The following is a 16,776-nucleotide window of genomic DNA, read 5'->3' on the forward strand; positions in this document are numbered from 1 at the left end:
CTGCAACAATGTCGCCGCCTGCACAAACGCGTATACATTGCAGGCCCGTTCAGTTCATAGATGGGTAACCACCTGCACCAAACCCCACACCGGCAGCGCCCCCACCAATCCCACCGCCAGCCGCGGCCAGTACGGCAACAACATCACCAGCACCAACCCCGCCAGCGACAGCACGCCGAACCAGGCCACCGGCCCCATGGCCCAGCCCCAGGCCTGGGCACATAGCTTCAGGCTCGCCAGCAACGCCAACCAACCGGCACTGCGCAGGCTGATCCTCCACGCGCGCGGGCAGGTGCGATTCCACACCTGTTTGTAATGCCGCTCCAGCCCCTGGCACAGCCCGAGCATACCGGCATAAGCGAACAACACTGCGCCTGCAATCCACATCATCATGCCTCGGCCTCCTGTCGCCGCCCTGCCCGGGCCTTCTGCTGCACCGGTTGTGCTTGCCGCACCCGCCAGGCCACCAGCCCAACCAACACGCCCAGTACCAAGGCACAGGCCGCTACGCCCAGGCGCATGGCATCTTCGAGGCCGCCAAACGCAACCAGGCCGATGCACAGCAACGCCGTCAGCAACAGTTGCTCGGCCCATGCCCGGCGTGCCGGCCTGACACCCGCATGCAACAGCGCCAGCAGCCATACACCAAAGAACGCACGTACTTCCCAGCTCTCCCGCTGCGCCAGTTCCACCGGCAACAAGCGGCTGGCCCACAGCAGCCCGACGCACGCCAGCAGCAAACCGCTGATGAAGCCCACGTTGCACACCTCGGCCACCCGGTACCAGCGCCGTGCCGAAGTATTGGCAGTGGCGCTGGCATACTTGCGCCCGCGCTTCACGCAGAACAGCACCAGGCCGCTGGCGATCATCAGGCAGCTGACCAGCCCGCACACGAAGTACAGCCAACGCATCGGATAGCCGCCGAACTGCGCGAAGTGCAGGCCAACCATGACCCGCTGGGTCAAAGGCACCGCGCGCCACTCAGGCACGTCGCTGAGCAATTGCCCGCTGACGCCATCGAAGACCATGGCCTGCCCCTTGGCCAGCGCGATGCGGTTGCCCAGTTCGGGGCGGATTTCGACGCGCGCCGCCGCCGTGTTCGGGTTGCGGATATTCAAGCCGCCAATCGGCCCCAGCCGGGCCTCGGCCTGGGCCAGCAGCGGAGCTACGTCCACCAGCGCGGCCGGCTGCCTGGCCAGGCCACGGGGCTGTTCCACGCGAGCATTGCCTTGGGCCTGGAAGTAGGCGCGTGCGTCGCCGGCAAAGAGCGCATCGACCCCGGCGGGGATGTAGATGAGCATGAAGATCACCAGGCCGGTGTAGGTGATCATCAGGTGGAACGGCAGCAACAGCACCGCACTGGCGTTGTGGAAATCCAGCCACGAGCGCTGGCCCTTGTTCGGCCGGAAGGTGAAGAATTCCTTGAAGATCTTCTTGTGGATGACGATGCCGGTCACCAGTGCCGCAAGCATCACCAGCGCCAGCGCACCGACCACGAAAATACCCCAGTTGCGTGGCAGGTCGAGGGTGAAGTGGAAGCGGAAGAAGAAGTTGCCACCGACACTGTCGCGCACCTCGATGGCCTCGCCGGAGCGCGGGTCCAGCTGCACGCCACCGCCGTGGCGGCGCTCGCCGGTAGAAACGCGCAGCCCTGGCGCGCGCTCGCTCGGCAGGCTGATACCCCAGTTGCCAGCCTGTGGTTCATGGGCCTGCAGGTAGTTGATAGCGCGCCGGGCAGCGTCGGCCTGGGACACCTGGGTGGCCGGGATTTCCGGCTGCATCCAGTGGTTGAGCTCCTTGTCGAACACCGCCAGGGTGCCGGTGACGAAGATAGCGAACAACAGCCAGCCGAAGATCAGCCCGGCCCAGGTGTGCAGCCAGGCCATCGATTGGGTGAAAGTGTTCTTCATGCCAGCCGCTCCATTACCTGCGGCCAGAAACCGATCAGGGCAAGGGGCGCAGCCAGTGCCAGTGGCGCCCAGGCGCGCAGGGCATCACGGCAGGCGAAGGCCCAGAGGATGGCGACGGTGTAAAAAATGAACGCCGGCAGGGTCGCGACAATGACCGCATCGGCCGCAGATAGCGGCAGGATGCGGGCCAGGCAGGCACTGGCGGCGTAGCTGAGGGCGTAGCCGCCGAGCAACGCGGCGGCGCTGCGGGAGAGTAGTTGTAGCCAGGCAGGGGCTTTGATCATCGGAGGGTTCCTTGAGGTCCGGCGATGAGGCCAGGGCTGCTGCGCAGCCCAATCGCCGGCAAGCCAGCTCCCACAGGTGCCGCACAGGGTTCAGGGGCTGTGCGGGACCTGTGGGAGCTGGCTTGCCGGCGATTGGGCCGCATAGCGGCCCCTTGGATCAGAAGTTGATATTCAGCGCAGCAAACACCGCCCTGCCCGGCTGGTTATACGTGTTGGCCCCCGAACTGCTGGCGTTGCCGCCACGCAGGATCTGCTTGTCGAACACGTTGTTCACGCCCACCCGCACGTCGTAGTTGGCGTTGAACTTGTACCCCGCGCTCACGTCCACCAGGCCATAGGCCTCGACGTCCTGCTGCGCGGCCTGGTCGTAGTCTTGCTGGGTGCGGTAGTTGTAGGTCGGCGACTTCTGTTTACCGAAGTAAGTACCCGCCACCTGGAACGACAGCTGCTCGGTGGCGCGCCAGTCCAAGGTGGTGTTGACGGTATATTCCGGGATCACTGACAGCGGTTCGCCAGTCTCGCGATTGTCGTTGTCGAGCATCCAGGTCAGGTTGGTGTTCCAGTCCAGGGTCGGCGTCAGCTCGATGAAGAAGTTGCCTTCGATACCTTCCACCCGCGCCTTGCCTGCGTTTTCCCACTGGGTCACGCGGCGACCGCTGTTGATGGCATAGAGCACATCGGTACCGCCGATGATCTTGTTCTTGTAGTCATTGCGGAAGTAGGTGGCGCTGGTACGCCAGGTGCCGCGGTCATACAGCAGGCCAATCTCCTTGTTGACGCTGATTTCCGGCTTGAGGTCGGCGTTACCCTGCAGGTAGCAACCACCGGAGTTGGTCTGCTCCACACTGCAGCCGTTACCGCGGCTGTACAGCAGGTAATTGGGGTTGGACTGGTACAGGTTTGGCACCTTGTAGGCGCGAGCAATGCCGCCTTTGACCGACAGCGCCTCGGTGAGCTTGTGCGACAGGTTCAGGCTGGGGCTGAAGTTGTCGCCAAACATCTCGTGATGGTCAAAACGCAAGCCAGGCGTCACCGTCGTGTCGCCGATGACGATATTGTCCTCGACGAACAACGCGTAGCTTTTGGCGGTCATCTTCGACTCGCTGCGGTCGAAACCGCTGATCGCGTCATTGCCCGAGCCACTCGGGTCGAAGCTCTGCGGACGGAACGAGCCCTGGTCGTTGAGCGACTCGTACAGGTACTCGCCCCCCAGGGTCAGCACATGCTCGGTGCTGCCCAGGGCGAACGGCAAGTTGACCTCACTGTTCAAGCGCGTGTTGCGCAACCGTGACATCGCCGCGCCGCTGTCGTTGATCGCCCCTTCCGGGCCACCGGCCAAACCCTCGTTGAGGCGCCAGTTGCGCACGTATTCGTAGGCCAGCGTGGTCTTGCTGGTACCCCAGGTGAAGTCGCCCAGGTGGGTCAGGTCGTAGGTGCTGCGCTGCATGACGTTGGTTTCGTGGCCATACAGGCTGGAAATCAGTGCGACGTCGCTGCCGCCGTTGCTGTTCATGGTGTCGCCAGCATAGATATTGCCCTGCCGGCTGTAGCCTGCACTGGCTTCGAAGCGGTGCTCATCGTTCAGCTTCCAGCTGAGCAGGCCGTTGATGTCCTTGTTGCGCACACCCTCACGGCCGGCAACCAGTGCGCTGTTGGCGTGGCTGGCGTTGATATCTAGGTCGTCAGCGTCAGTCTTGGCCAGGCCGCCGAACAGCCGGAAACCAAGGTTATCGGTGAGGCCGCCACCGAGGTTGAAGTTGGCGCGGCGGCTGGCACCCTCGGCACTGTCTTCCGGCAACTGGGTGAACAGGCTGACGCTGCCCTTGAGCTCGTCGGTGGGGCGTTTGGTGATGATATTCACCACCCCGCCCATGGCGCCGGAGCCGTAGCGAGCGGCGGCTGGGCCACGCAGGATCTCGATACGCTCGACTGCCTCGGCGGGCACCCAGTTGGTTTCACCCCGGGTATCACGGTCACCGTTCCAGCCATAACGCACCGCGTTGCGGGCGCTGGAGGGCTTGCCATCGATGAGGATCAGGGTGTTTTCCGGGCCCATGCCGCGCAGGTCGATCTGGCGGTTGTTGCCGCGTGCGCCGCTGGCGCTGTTGCCGGTCAGGTTGACGCCGGGCTCACGGCGGATGATATCGGACAGGTCATTGGATGGCGGGTGGCGCTTGATGTCGTCGGCGGTGATGATCGACGAACCCAAGGCCTGACGCGCCTCGCGCTCGGCGGTGATCAGGGTGTCCTGAATCACCAGCGCGTTGTCGGCAACCGGCACTTCCACCACCTCACCCGTGCGCTGCTCTTCAGCCTGGGCCGCGGTGGCCACCATGGCCGGTGACGCCAGCGCAACGAACGCCAAGGCCAGGCTGTTGGGTGAAGTTCTGCACTGCATGGGTACATCTCCTGCGATTCATGAGCGAAACGGCACATCCCTGTCGGAAACCGGGAGCTCTCGCCCACCGGCCTCGCAAACACAGTCTGGTGGCCAACAGGGGTGGTAAATATATGGAATCGCAAATGAGAGTAAATCGTATTTACGAAGTTTACATGTTTGTAACCGAACTTTGCTGAAGCGCGCGGTAGAGCGCCGTATTCCCGCTCACACAGAATCCTGGTCATGCTGGAGTAATTGGCTTCTGCACTGGCTACAATTGCCTTCCTCTAACCCGAGCCATCTGTTCATGCTCCCAGCCACGCTGATTTTCCTGTTCACCCTGACCCTGGTCATCTGGCAACCCAAAGGCCTCGGCGTCGGCTGGAGCGCCACCTTCGGTGCGCTTCTGGCCCTGCTGTGCGGTGTGGTGTCACTGCACGATATCCCCACCGTCTGGGCAATCATCTGGAACGCCACCGCCACCTTCATCGCCCTGATCGTCATCAGCCTGTTGCTGGACGAAGCCGGTTTCTTCGCCTGGACGGCGCTGCATGTGGCGCGTTGGGCCCGAGGCGACGGGCGTCGCCTGTTTGCCTTCATGGTGCTGCTGGGGGCAGCGGTATCCGCGCTGTTCGCCAACGATGGCGCAGCACTGATCCTTACCCCCATCGTCATGTCGATGCTGCTGGCGCTGCGCTTTTCCCCCACGGCAACCCTGGCCTTCGTGATGGGCGCCGGTTTTATCGCCGACACCGCAAGCCTGCCATTGGTGGTATCGAACCTGGTAAACATCGTGTCGGCGGACTACTTCGGGCTCGGCTTCAACGCCTACGCCGCCGTGATGGTGCCGGTGAACCTGGTGGCGGTAGCGGCCACGCTGCTGGTGCTGTGGCTGTATTTTCGCCGTGACATCCCGTTGCGGTACGCCACCGACGACCTGCAGTTGCCTGCCCTGGCAGTGCGCGATCGCGCCACGTTCCGTGCGGGCTGGGTGGTACTGGTGGTGTTGCTGGCCGCGCTGTTCGTGCTGGAGCCGCTGGGCATCCCGGTCAGCGCGGTGGCCTCGGCCTGCGCCGCCGTGCTGTTTGCCGTGGCCGCCCGCGGCCACGTGATTTCAACCCGCCGCGTGCTGCGCGAAGCACCGTGGCAGATCGTGGTGTTCTCGCTGGGGATGTACCTGGTGGTGTACGGGCTGCGCAATGCCGGCCTGACTGACGCCCTTGCCGGGGTACTGGACTGGCTCGCCGGGCATGGGCTTTGGGCGGCTACGCTGGGCACCGGGCTGATTGCGGCGCTGCTCTCGTCGCTGATGAACAACCTGCCCAGTGTGCTGATCGGCGCCTTGTCCATCCATGCCAGCGAAGCCCAGGGCGTGGTGCGCGAGGCGATGATCTACGCCAATGTCATCGGCTGCGACCTGGGGCCGAAGATCACCCCGATCGGCAGCCTGGCCACGTTGCTGTGGCTGCATGTGCTGGCGCGTAAAGGGGTGGTGATCGGCTGGGGGTATTACTTCAAGGTCGGCGTACTGCTGACCGTGCCAGTGCTGCTGGCGACCTTGGCGGCCCTGGCACTGTGGTTGAGTTTTTGAGGTTGCCGAGCAGCTGGCTCCAATCCTTGGAGCACAGCTTCAGCCAGCGCAAAACCTCTCTTCAACCAATACTCAGTTGCCGTCAGCGGTTTCAGCCGTCTTGCGCAAGAAGCCCTGCTGGCCACCGTTGCGGTTTGGCGCGAAACCATTGGCCTGCAGGCTCTCTTCGACGGTGTCGTAGAACACGCCGATCTTGCTGATTTCACGAGCCTCTTTGGCGGTGGCGATCGGCCGACCGAACTCGCGCGAAATGCGCACCAGCTGTTCGATCTGCTGCACGGTGGACATCTTCTCGGTCTGCGCCTGGTTCCACAGGTTGTCCTCGATGCCACAGCGCACGTGCAGGCCCATGGCGATGCCTATCATGTTGATCGGCAGCACGTTGCGCATCGAGCTTTCCACGGTGAGCACGGCGCCGTCCGGCACGGCCCGCACGATGTTGGCCAGGCTGTAGATGTTCGGTACGTCCATGCCGCCGCCGATGGCCACCCAGTTCATCACCAGCGGGCCTTTGTAGATGCCACGACGCATCAGGCGCTCGACCGACTCGAAACTGTTCAGGTTGTAGCACTGGAAGGCACTCTGGATACCGGCGGCGCTCAGGCGGCGCACGTGCTCCTCGACCCAGCCGGGCTGCGCGGGCACGGTCATTTCCTTGTAGGCCTCATACACGGCCGGGTCTTCCATCGAAGTCCCGCGCACATCCTGGTAGCCCCAGTGCTCGACCACGTTCATCTGCGAGGTGTTGACCGTCACCGTGACCTGATCGGGCTTGGGGTCGAGCTCGGCCAGCATGTGGCGGGTATCGTCGCTCAGCCACTTGGCCGCAGCGCCTTCGGTCTCAGGGGCAAAGCTGATCGAGCCACCCACCTGGATGATCATTTCCGGTACCGCTTCACGCACACCGGCAATCAACTCGTTGAACTTGGACAGGCGCTTGGAGCCCTTGCCATCCAGCTCGCGCACATGCAGGTGGAGTACCGTGGCACCGGCGTTGTAGCAATCCACGGCCTTCTGTACCTGCTCGGCCATGGTCACCGGAATGTCCTCGGGGAAGTCGGACGGCACCCAGGAAGGCGCGTAGGGCGCTGCGGTGATGATCAACGGCTGCTGGTTCTCGGTGAACAGGTGGCCATCAAGGAAGTTCATGGGGGTGTTCCTTATATTGTGATTATTGGAAAAGTGTCGGTACAGACCGACGGCTATCGGGTTTCAGCAATGCATCTCGCGGATCAGCTTCTTGTTGATCTTGCCGACACTGGTCTTGGGTATGTCCGCCACGAAGTGCACCTGGCGCGGAATCGCCCACTTGTTGATCTGGCCACTGTCGACAAACTGCTTCAGGTGCGCTTCGAGCCCGACCTGGTCGAGGCTGTCACCCGGCATGCACACCACCAGCGCAATCGGCCGCTCGCCCCAGTGCTCGTCGGGAATGCCCACCACCGCCACGGCATTGACCGCCGCGTGCTGACTGATCAGGTTTTCCAGCGCCAGCGAGCTGATCCACTCACCGCCGGTCTTGATCACGTCCTTGATGCGGTCCTTGATCTCCAGCACCCCGTGGCGGTCGATCGAGCCCATGTCGCCGGTGTGCAGCCAACCGTCCTGCCACAGTTCGGCACCCTTTTCCGGCTCGTGCAGGTACCCCTGGGTCAGCCACGGCGAACGCACCACGATCTCGCCCAGCGACTCACCGTCGTGGGCCACCTCGACGCCCGCCGCATCGACGATGCGCAGATCGACCATCGCCACCGGGGCGCCAGTCTTGATCCGCTGCGCCACCTGCTCGCCCATGGGCAAGGTCAGGTCTTCGTCGCGCAGGTGGGTCAGGGTCAGCAGCGGGCAGGTTTCCGACATGCCGTAACCGCTGAAGATCAGCATGCCGCGCTCGCTGGCCTGGCGCGCCAGGCCGTGGGTAAGCGCGCTGCCACCGAGCAGGATCTTCCAGCGGCTGAAATCGGTGTGCCGGCCTTGCTCGCTGTCGAGCATCATCTGCAGCAAAGTGGGTACGCAGTGGGAGAACGTCACCCCCTCATCGCGGTACAGGCGCACCAGCTTGTCCGGCTCGTAGCGGCCCGGATACACCTGCTTGATGCCCAGCATCGTGGCCGTGTAGGGCACGCCCCAGGCGTGCACATGGAACATCGGGGTGATCGGCATGTACACGTCGCTGGAGCGCAGCAAAGGCTGGCCGTCGTAGGCGGCGAAGGTGCCTAACTGGTTAAGGGTGTGCAGCACCAGCTGGCGGTGCGAGAAGTACACCCCCTTGGGGTTGCCGGTGGTGCCGGTGGTGTAGAACAGCGTGGCTACCGACTGCTCGTCGAAGTCCTCGAAATCGGCCTCGGCGCTGGCTGCATCCAGCAGCGCTTCGTACTCGCCGAGCACCGGCAGCGACGTGGCCGCAGCCTCCCCGTCCGTCAGTTGCAGGTAGCCTTTGACCGTGCCCAGCTGGCCGTGCAGCTGCTCCAGCAGCGGCACGAAGTCGTCATGCACCAGCACCAGGTCATCCCCTGCGTGGTTCATGGTGTAGGCCACCTGCTCCGGCGACAGGCGAATGTTCACTGTGTGCAGCACCGCGCCAATCATCGGCACGGCGAAGAAGCATTCCAGCGAACGGTGGCTGTCCCAGTCCAGCAGCGCAACGGTGTCACCGGCCTGCACGCCGGCCGCGCGCAGCACGTTGGCCAGGCGCCGCACCCGCTGCTCGAGCTCGCGGTAGCTGTAGCGCAGCGTGTCGGCGTAGACGATCTGCTGGTCCGGCTGGTGCCGCACACCCGACATCAGCAGGCGTTTGATCAGCAAGGGGTAGGCATAGGCGCCGGCTGCCGGCGGCATTATTTTTGTCTTGGCCATGACGTTGGTTCCAGTTTCCATGTTCGAATCGACTAAGAGCTGACTACGCCTGCACCCGCGCTTGCGCGCGTGGTACCGGGGCACTGTCACGAGGCGCAGGTGCGGCTTCGCAATGCGCGGGGGCCGCTGCGACAAAGCGCTTGTCCGGCAGCAGGAAGTGCGACAGGGCCGGGATCAGCAGCAGTGCGCCGAGCATGTTCCAGAGGAACATGAAGGTCAGCAGGATGCCCATGTCGGCCTGGAACTTGATCGGCGACCACGCCCAGGCGACCACGCCGGCGGCCAGGGTGATACCCACCAGCCCGACCACCCGGCCGGTGAAGGCCACGGCGTTCTGGTAGGCCTCGCCCAGGGTGCGGCCCTGCCGCTGGTAGTGCAGCTGCACACTGAGCAGGTACAGCGCGTAGTCCACGCCGATGCCGACGCCCAGGGCGATCACCGGCAAGGTGGCTACTTTCACGCCAATGCCCATGGCCACCATCAGCGCTTCGCACAGTACTGAAGTCAGCACCAGAGGCAACAGCGCCACCAAGGTCGCGCGCCAGCTGCGGAAGGTGATCAGACAGAACAGCGTGACAGCCAGGTAGACAAACAGCAGCATGGTGCGGTTGGCTTCGCGCACCACGATGTTGGTGGCAGCTTCGATACCGGCGCTGCCGGCGGCCAGCAGAAACTGCCGGTCGGGGCTGCTGTTTTCGCGGGCGAAGCGGTCGGCGATGGCCACCACGTCGTCCAGGGTCTGGGCCTTGTGGTCCTTGAGGTAGGCGATCACCGGCATCATCGAGCAATCGGTGTTGAACAGCTCCGGGGCGTTGACCGAGGCCTGCTGGGCGGCGTAGTTGAGCATGTCCTGGTTGCGCTGCAGGCTGCTCATCTTCGGGTTGCCTTCGAAGGAGCCTGCGGTGATCTGGCGCACGGCGTTGACCAGCGACACTGTGGTCTGCACCCCGGGGTACTGCTGCAACTGCCAGGCCAGGCGATCGGCAAGGATCAGCGTCTTGTAGCTCAGGCAGCCTTCCGGCGGGGTCTTGATCATCACCGCGAACAGGTCGCTGGACAGCGCGTAGTGGCTGGTGATGTAGGCGTTGTCGCGGTTGTAGCGCGAATCGGCGCGCAGCTCCGGCGCGCCGCTGTCGAGGTCGCCGATCTTCAGCTGCAGGCTCACCCAGAACCCGCCCAGGCCCAGCAATGTGGCCACCAGCACCGCGCCGGTGGCCCACTTGCGCGTGGTAAAGCGGTCGAGGGCATCCCACAGCTTGCCAAAGCCCCGGTGCTCGGCGGCGCGCTGGTCGATACGCAAGGCACGCTCCGACGCCTTGCGGCCAACGCCAACGTAAGAAAGCGACACCGGAATCAACAGCAGCGAAGTGAAGATCAATACCGCCACGCCGATGCTGGCGGTGATCGCCAGGTCCTTGATCACCGGAATGTCGATCAGCATCAGCACGGCAAAGCCCACGGCGTCCGCCAGCAGCGCCGTAACCCCGGCCACGAACAGGCGGCGGAAGGTATAGCGCGCCGCCACCAGCTTGTGGGTGCCACGGCCGATGTCCTGCATGATGCCGTTCATCTTCTGCGCCGCGTGCGACACCCCGATGGCGAAGATCAGGAACGGCACCAGGATCGAGTATGGGTCGATGGCATAGCCCAGCCAACCGACAATGCCCAACTGCCACACCACCGCCGCCAGGGAGCAGAACACCACCAAGAGGGTACTGCGCACGCAGCGGGTGTACAGGAAGATGATCACCAGGGAGGTGACCACCGCCAGGGCGAAGAACATCATCACCTGGATCAGGCCGTCGATCAGGTCGCCCATCAGCTTGGCAAACCCGATGACCCGCACCTTGTACTTGCCCTCGCCTTCCTTGCCAGACGCGCGCGCCTTGCTGTCACCGCCGTATTCGTACGTGTCGCGCAACTGCTGTTCGAGCATCTGCGAGAACTGCCGGTAGTCGATACCGCGCCCGGTGGCCAGGTCGTGGTCGAGCAGCGGCACCACCAGCATGCTGGACTTGAAGTCGCTCGCCACCAGGCTGCCGACAATACCGGCACGGTTGATGTTCTGGCGCAGCTGCTCGATGTCGGCCGGTTTGCCCTGGTAGTCATCGGGCATCACCGCGCCACCCTGGAAGCCCTCTTCCGTGACCTCGGTCCAGCGCACACCAGGGCTCCACAACGACTTCATCCAGGCACGGTCGACGCCCTGGGCAAGGAACAGCTCGTCGTTGATCTTTTTCAGCACGTCCAGGTATTCGGGGTCGAAGATATCGCCCTGGGTGTTCTCCACCACCACCCGCACCGAGTTGCCCAGGCCGCGCAGCGACTTGCGGTTGTCCAGGTAGTTCTGGATGTAGGGCTGGCTCTGCGGGATCATTTTTTCGAAGCTGGGCCGCAGTTCCAGGCGGGTGACAGCCACATAGCCGAGCACCAGCGTGGCCAGCACCATGAACAGCATGAACAGCGGGCGATAGTTGAAGATCATGCGTTCGAGCAGGTTGCCGGAACGTGGATCGAAATCCCGCAGGTCGCGGATCACCGGCATGGTGTCTTGCTTGATGTTGGCCATCACGAGGCTCTCTTGGAATACTTGTGGGTCTTAGCGGGCTGGCAGCACGCGCACGCCGCGCTCACCTACCAGCACGGTGCCGTTGCCGCGGGTCTGCAGGGCAGCCGCCACGGGTGCCATTGGCACCTGCGGTTGCAGGGCGAAGCTCTGGCCGCCGTCGTGGCTGCGCAGCACATGCCCGGTCTGGCTGAACAGCCAGTAGTCACCCTGGCTGTCGAGGCTGGCGGCGGTGATGCTCTGGCCCAGCCCGGTGTCCACCTTGATCCAGCTCTGGCCGCCGTCGACGCTACGTGCCACATGGCCACGCAGGCCGTAGGCAAGCACTTCGCCGGGCTTGCCGAGAATGCCGAACCAGGTGCCCTGGTAAGGGCCAGGCAGGGCGACGAAGCGCTGCTGCCCGGTGTTCCACTTGAGCAGCAGGCCCTGTTCGCCGGCCACGTAAAGGTCATCGCCGACCGCCCGGATGGCATTGAGATGCAGGCCTTGCGGGTTGTCGGTGCGGTCCTGCATCGGCACCCAGTTTTCGCCGCCATCGTCGGTGCGCAAGATCAGGTTGAACACACCCACTACGTAGCCGTGCCGGGCGTCGGTGAACCACACACCCAGAAACGGCTTGTCGGCGCCTTCTTGCTCCAGGCGCTGGCCTTCGGCGGCGAACTGCGGCCATTGCGCATCGTCGGGGTGGGCCTGCGCCAAGGCCTGGTAATGGGCCGTGACCAGTGCACCGATCCTCCGGCCATCGAGCTGCACGGCCCAGTTCATACCGCCGTCACGGCTGTGCAGCACCACGCCATCGTTGCCTGCCGCCCAACCCTCCTGGGGGGTTGGAAACGTCAGGGCATTGAGGTCGGCGCTCACCGGCACACTCGCCTGGCGCCAGTCCTGGCCCTGGTTGTCGGAATACACGATGTGCCCACGGGGCCCCACTGCGACCAGCCGCTCACCGGCCCGCACCACGTCGCGCAGGGCGCTGTGCACCACCAGCGCGCTAGGCTCGGCCGGCAGATCCAGCACATCGACATAGGCCGCCTGGGCAACACCGCAGCTGCCGCCCAGGGCGAGCGTGATTGCCAACGCCCACGGTGCATATTTGTTCAAAGAAGCCATGCCACATCCTCTGCAAAACCTGACGGCGGCCACGTGCGGGCCGCCGCCAGACGGGTCGTCGGGATCAGCGAATGCCCGCGCCGGCCAGGGCTTCCGGCGACCACTGCGCCTTGGACAGAGGGGCGATGTACTCGATACCGCCGTGCGGGCCGATCAGGCCGTTGACGTTGTAGGTGCCACCGACCAGGTCGTAGACCACGTGCGGGTTGTTGTTGGGAATCTGCACGTCGTAGCTCTGGGTGAAGAAGCTGAACGAGCCGCGATACAACTGGCCACGGGCGTCGTACTGGTCAGAAGCCAGCGCGAACCAGCTGTCCTCGTCGAGGTAGAAGCGGCGCTTGGCATAGATGTGGCGGGCATTGCCCTTGAGAGTGCCTTCCACTACCCAGACACGGTGTTTTTCCCAGCGCACCTGGTCGGGCGAGAGGTGGTTCGGCGTGGTCAGGGACTTCGGGTCATGAATGTAGGTGAGCTTGTAGGTGTTGTACGGCACGTACATTTCTTTCTTGCCGAGCAGTTGCCAGTCGTATCGGTCCAGCGCACCGTTGAACACGTACACATCGTCGAAGGTACCGGAGCCTGCGGTGCCTGGGTTGGGTGTGTCGTAGGCCAGGTTCGGCGCCAGCTTCACCCGGCGCTGCCCAGGCAGGTACTGCCAGGCGCGGCGCTCTTGTACCAGCGGGTTGGCGGCGTCCTTGAGCATCATCGACTCACCGGCGCGGCGTGCCGGGCCTTCGAAGTACAGCTTGGTCTGGAAGTAGATGTCCTTGGGCTCGATGACTTTGGTCAAGTCTTCGTAGATCGGGTAGGCGTTGTACGCCAGGCCCGTGGTGGCCAGGGCCGCGACGCCGGCGGAGTCGACGTTCCAGGAGTCATACTTGGCCTTCTGTGCCACGCCCTGGTAGCGCAGCAGGTGGTTCCACATGGCCTCGGCGCCCGACTGCGGGATCGGGAACGGCACGCCGGGCAGCACATTTTCGATGGCCATGCCGTCCTGCAGGGACTTGGCATTGGCGGCATTTTTCAGGGTGTTGTCGAGCAGCACCTTGGGCAACGCCGCAGTGCGGTGGCTCGGGTACACATCGATGTGGAAGCTCGGGAAGCGCTTGGCCAGCTCTACGGTGGTAGCGGTCAGTGAATCCTTGTACTGGTCGACGTTCTTGCCGTCGATCACCAGCAGCGGTTTCTCCGAGGCGAAGGGGTCCGGGCGCAGGGTATCGCCCTGCTTGAAGCTGGCAGGCGGGGTGTTCAGGCCACCCTGGTAGGCCGGGATCGCGCCGTCGGCACTGGCGGCCTTGTCGGCGCCGACCATGGTCAGGTCCTTGCCCAGCCGGGCGACGTCCTGGGCCGGGGCGGCCGCATGGGCATTACCGGCAATAACGACCGCAAGCGAGGCCGACAGCAGGCTATTGAGATACTTCATCGCGTTTCTCCGCTTGTTGTTGTACTAGGAGCTTCAGAAGGTGGTCTTGAACGAGGCCGTGACCATGCCGCGATCTTTCAGCAGCGGTGCAAGCCCAGCCTGCGAAGTGATCTGCCCGGGGATGCACTGGTAGCGCCCGTTGGTGCCCGGGGTGTTGTTGTCGGTGCCGGTTTCGCAGGTATCGAACTTGCCGAAGGAGTCAACGTACTTCAGGTCGAACTTGTACTTCTGGTAAACGTCGGCGGCGATCCCGATCGAGTAGCTGCCGGAGTCTTCGTTACCGCCCAGCTGCACGGCCGAGTTGCCCTTGAGGCCAACGTTGTAGGACAGCGGCAGTGTGATATCGACCCCTGGCAGCGCCTGGAACCAGGTCGGGGTGAAGTTGACTGCCAGGGTGTAGGCGTTGGTGGTGACCTTGTCGACGCCTTCGTAGCTGGCGTCGCCCTTGAAGGTCTGCTCGCCCTTGTCGACGCTGACCAGATGGGTCATGGCGCCTTCCACGGCCAGCGACGACGCGTTCCACAACGGCGTGGCGCCGAACGACACCAGGCCGTTGAGTACCACATGCAAGGTCTTGCCGCGGGCCAGCCCGGTTTCACCGTGGCCGGGCACTTCGCCGATCAGGTTGGTGCCGCCTGCGGTACCAGCCAGCGCCTCGTACAGCGGCCCGTTGATCGTGGTGAAGTTGCTGATCAGCGGCATGTTTTCGCGGTAGTTGACGTCCAGCCCCACGCTCACCGGGCCGACGCTCTTGGCCAGGCTGATGCCGTAGATATCGATATCGTCGGCATAGGCCGTCATGTAGCGGGTGCCTTCCAGGCTGCCCGTGTGCAGGTTGGGGGCATTGATCAGCACCGCGGGGGTCGGGTCGGAGGTGTTGCGGTAGTAGAAGCCCAGGGTGCCGTCGAGCCAGTCCGGGCTCCACTTGGCCATTACACCGAAGTCGCCGCTGTTGTGCGGGCGGATGTCATGCCCGCGGGGTGCGCCATAGAAGGCACCGGCACCGCCGACCGCGTTGGGCACCGGCAGCCAGAAAATGTCGGCACCGTCGCCAAGCATGTCGTAGGCGCCCATGTAGGTGCCCCCTTCAGGCAGGCGCGAGTTTTCGAATTCGAGAAAGTACTGGGCCGCCAGGGTCAGTTCCGGGGTGATCGTGTAACTCAGCGACAGTTGCTTGCGCGGCAGGAACAGTTCCTTGGTTTCGGTACCGGGCACGTTGTACAGCTTGGCCAGGTCCAGTGCCGACTGGCCATAGTTGATGCCGTTGGCGGCGTTGAACAAAGTCTCGCCCCAGTACACCGAGTGCCAGCCGAGCTTGCCGCTCAGCATCGACTCGTCACCGATTTCGGTGCTGTAGAACACGAAGGCATCGAGGAATTCGCCAGACGGGCCGTTGTAGTACCGGTCGCTGTAATTGCTCAGGCCATGGCGCCTGGACGGGCCGCCCTGCAGCACAGTGCCGGCCGGCAGGCCACCGGCCGGGCGGGCCAGCACCAGGTTGCCGGCATTGCCCGCCTGGCCGGGAAACGGGTTGGAGTTGGAGCCCACGTCGTCATAAGCGTGGTCGTACCAGCTCGCAGCACTGACGCGCATACCCATGTTGCCCTGGTACACCACGTCCAGTTCGGTCAGCAGGTCGACCCGCTGGGTCACCGCGCTGCCGACGCTGAAGTTCTTGTCACCGTCGTTGAGGTTGGCGGTGCGGGCGACCTTGGCGTTCTGGCCCTCGACCCGCTGGCCGTAGCTGAGCTTGGCGGTGTTGTCGAAGCGCACGTTCCAGTCAGGGTCGGCGAGGTCAAGCTGAAATGCCTGGGCAGCCGGCGCCCCGGCGACCAGCACCAGCGTTGCCAACAGATTGCGGCGGTGAAGGCAGAAGAGAACGTTCTTATTGTTGTTCATGCGGTATCTCTGCTTGGGATGTGCAAGGTGCCAGCAACGATCGGGCGCCGGCCTGACCCTGAGTGCGCGTGCCCCGCGCGGTTTAGCGATCAAGTTGCTGGATCAAGGCCTCGGCGTGTGGCCATGGGCCGAAGCCCGAGGCTGGGTTGAGGTGGCCAACGGCGCCGAGATCGACCAGCTCGCTGCCCCACTCGTCGGCCATGCGGGCGACGGCTTCGAAGCCCGCCAGGTGATCGTTGCGGCTGGCCGCGGCCAGACTCGGGAATGGCAGCCGGCCGCTTGGCAGCGGCGCCCAGCCGTTGGCGCGCAGGGTGTCGGGGGTGGGGTAACTGGCCGGCCAATCGGTATCCAGGTCCGGTGGGGCGGCCAGCAAGGCGCCCTTGATCGGGCGTTGATAGCGGGCGGCCCAGTGCGCCACCATCAGCACACCGGCGCTGTGCGCGACCAGGATCACCGGGCCATCGATGCTGGCCAGTTCGCGCTCGATCGCTTCGACGCGGGCGCTGCAACTGAGCTTGTCGATTTGCAGCGGTGGTACTGAGCGAACCTTGCCCAGGCGCGCTTGCAGGAGGGTTTGCCAATGTTCGGGTACATGGTCGCGCAAGCCAGGCACGATCAGCACGGTTGCGGCGGTTTGCAGTTTTTCCACGTCAGGGCCCTTGCTCTGGTCAACTCGGTCGATTGCCGACTGCTTGAAGCCAGAGTAAAGAGTCGCCCTGCCAGCCGCTTTACATTGCGCGTCACGAACTTTTCAGTTGAT

General features: G+C 64.1%; 12 protein-coding genes. 1 reads left to right on the top strand and 11 read right to left on the bottom strand.

All coding sequences use genetic code 11. The features are described from left to right. Window positions 1-54: 54 nt before the first annotated feature. From E8E78_RS08830 to E8E78_RS08845, 4 genes are all read right to left on the bottom strand, one after another. Window positions 55-393, bottom strand: a complete 339-nt coding sequence (locus E8E78_RS08830) for a DUF3325 domain-containing protein (RefSeq protein WP_049275190.1) — start codon at window positions 391-393, stop codon at window positions 55-57. Continuing rightward, window positions 390-1,910: a PepSY-associated TM helix domain-containing protein gene (locus E8E78_RS08835; RefSeq protein ID WP_114942349.1), complete on the bottom strand. Its 1,521-nt coding sequence runs from the start codon at window positions 1,908-1,910 to the stop codon at window positions 390-392. Before E8E78_RS08835 ends, E8E78_RS08830 begins: the two co-directional genes overlap by 4 nt. Next, the gene (locus tag E8E78_RS08840) at window positions 1,907-2,194 is read right to left on the bottom strand and encodes a hypothetical protein (RefSeq protein WP_028613446.1); all 288 of its coding nucleotides are present in this window, start codon (window positions 2,192-2,194) and stop codon (window positions 1,907-1,909) included. Before E8E78_RS08840 ends, E8E78_RS08835 begins: the two co-directional genes overlap by 4 nt. Before the next feature lie 157 nt (window positions 2,195-2,351). Continuing rightward, window positions 2,352-4,592, bottom strand: coding sequence for a TonB-dependent siderophore receptor (locus E8E78_RS08845; RefSeq protein WP_114942350.1), 2,241 nt, complete (start codon window positions 4,590-4,592; stop codon window positions 2,352-2,354). A gap of 289 nt (window positions 4,593-4,881) precedes the next feature. On the opposite strand from E8E78_RS08845, the gene E8E78_RS08850 reads away from it, so the two are divergent. Next, a complete protein-coding gene (locus tag E8E78_RS08850; protein WP_084966935.1) occupies window positions 4,882-6,165 on the top strand; it encodes an arsenic transporter in 1,284 nt (427 codons plus the stop codon). Window positions 6,166-6,237: 72 nt separating this feature from the next. Here E8E78_RS08850 and E8E78_RS08855 read toward each other — a convergent pair whose 3' ends face one another. The 7 genes from E8E78_RS08855 to E8E78_RS08885 all read right to left on the bottom strand — a co-directional run bounded on the left by E8E78_RS08855 (window position 6,238) and on the right by E8E78_RS08885 (window position 16,665). Continuing rightward, window positions 6,238-7,314 carry a 3-keto-5-aminohexanoate cleavage protein gene (locus E8E78_RS08855; RefSeq protein ID WP_280314118.1) on the bottom strand — a complete coding sequence of 359 codons (1,077 nt, stop codon included), beginning with the start codon at window positions 7,312-7,314 and terminating at the stop codon, window positions 6,238-6,240. 63 nt (window positions 7,315-7,377) lie between these two features. Then, window positions 7,378-9,018, bottom strand: a complete 1,641-nt coding sequence (locus E8E78_RS08860; protein WP_084966936.1) for a fatty acid--CoA ligase — start codon at window positions 9,016-9,018, stop codon at window positions 7,378-7,380. Between the two features lie 43 nt (window positions 9,019-9,061). Beyond that, window positions 9,062-11,587: an MMPL family transporter gene (locus E8E78_RS08865; RefSeq protein ID WP_049275183.1), complete on the bottom strand. Its 2,526-nt coding sequence runs from the start codon at window positions 11,585-11,587 to the stop codon at window positions 9,062-9,064. Window positions 11,588-11,617: 30 nt separating this feature from the next. Continuing rightward, window positions 11,618-12,694: a YCF48-related protein gene (locus E8E78_RS08870; protein ID WP_059395710.1), complete on the bottom strand. Its 1,077-nt coding sequence runs from the start codon at window positions 12,692-12,694 to the stop codon at window positions 11,618-11,620. A 64-nt stretch (window positions 12,695-12,758) separates the two neighbouring features. Then, complete coding sequence (locus E8E78_RS08875; protein WP_059395711.1) at window positions 12,759-14,117, bottom strand: DUF1329 domain-containing protein; 1,359 nt, start codon at window positions 14,115-14,117, stop codon at window positions 12,759-12,761. 33 nt (window positions 14,118-14,150) lie between these two features. After that, a complete protein-coding gene (locus tag E8E78_RS08880) occupies window positions 14,151-16,016 on the bottom strand; it encodes a DUF1302 domain-containing protein (protein WP_280314123.1) in 1,866 nt (621 codons plus the stop codon). A gap of 82 nt (window positions 16,017-16,098) precedes the next feature. Next, window positions 16,099-16,665: an alpha/beta hydrolase gene (locus E8E78_RS08885; protein ID WP_059395713.1), complete on the bottom strand. Its 567-nt coding sequence runs from the start codon at window positions 16,663-16,665 to the stop codon at window positions 16,099-16,101. Window positions 16,666-16,776: the final 111 nt, after the last annotated feature.

This window comes from Pseudomonas sp. BN505, assembly GCF_029873175.1.
Taxonomy (GTDB): domain Bacteria; phylum Pseudomonadota; class Gammaproteobacteria; order Pseudomonadales; family Pseudomonadaceae; genus Aquipseudomonas; species Aquipseudomonas putida.

Bases quoted from the DNA above. Each gene is read 5' to 3' on its own strand.
- E8E78_RS08830 (WP_049275190.1), bottom strand. From the start codon at position 393: ATGATGATGTGGATTGCAGGCGCAGTGTTGTTCGCTTATGCCGGTATG.
- E8E78_RS08835 (WP_114942349.1), bottom strand. From the start codon at position 1,910: ATGAAGAACACTTTCACCCAATCGATGGCCTGGCTGCACACCTGGGCC.
- E8E78_RS08840 (WP_028613446.1), bottom strand. From the start codon at position 2,194: ATGATCAAAGCCCCTGCCTGGCTACAACTACTCTCCCGCAGCGCCGCC.
- E8E78_RS08845 (WP_114942350.1), bottom strand. From the start codon at position 4,592: ATGCAGTGCAGAACTTCACCCAACAGCCTGGCCTTGGCGTTCGTTGCG.
- E8E78_RS08850 (WP_084966935.1), top strand. From the start codon at position 4,882: ATGCTCCCAGCCACGCTGATTTTCCTGTTCACCCTGACCCTGGTCATC.
- E8E78_RS08855 (WP_280314118.1), bottom strand. From the start codon at position 7,314: ATGAACTTCCTTGATGGCCACCTGTTCACCGAGAACCAGCAGCCGTTG.
- E8E78_RS08860 (WP_084966936.1), bottom strand. From the start codon at position 9,018: ATGGCCAAGACAAAAATAATGCCGCCGGCAGCCGGCGCCTATGCCTAC.
- E8E78_RS08865 (WP_049275183.1), bottom strand. From the start codon at position 11,587: ATGGCCAACATCAAGCAAGACACCATGCCGGTGATCCGCGACCTGCGG.
- E8E78_RS08870 (WP_059395710.1), bottom strand. From the start codon at position 12,694: ATGGCTTCTTTGAACAAATATGCACCGTGGGCGTTGGCAATCACGCTC.
- E8E78_RS08875 (WP_059395711.1), bottom strand. From the start codon at position 14,117: ATGAAGTATCTCAATAGCCTGCTGTCGGCCTCGCTTGCGGTCGTTATT.
- E8E78_RS08880 (WP_280314123.1), bottom strand. From the start codon at position 16,016: ATGAACAACAATAAGAACGTTCTCTTCTGCCTTCACCGCCGCAATCTG.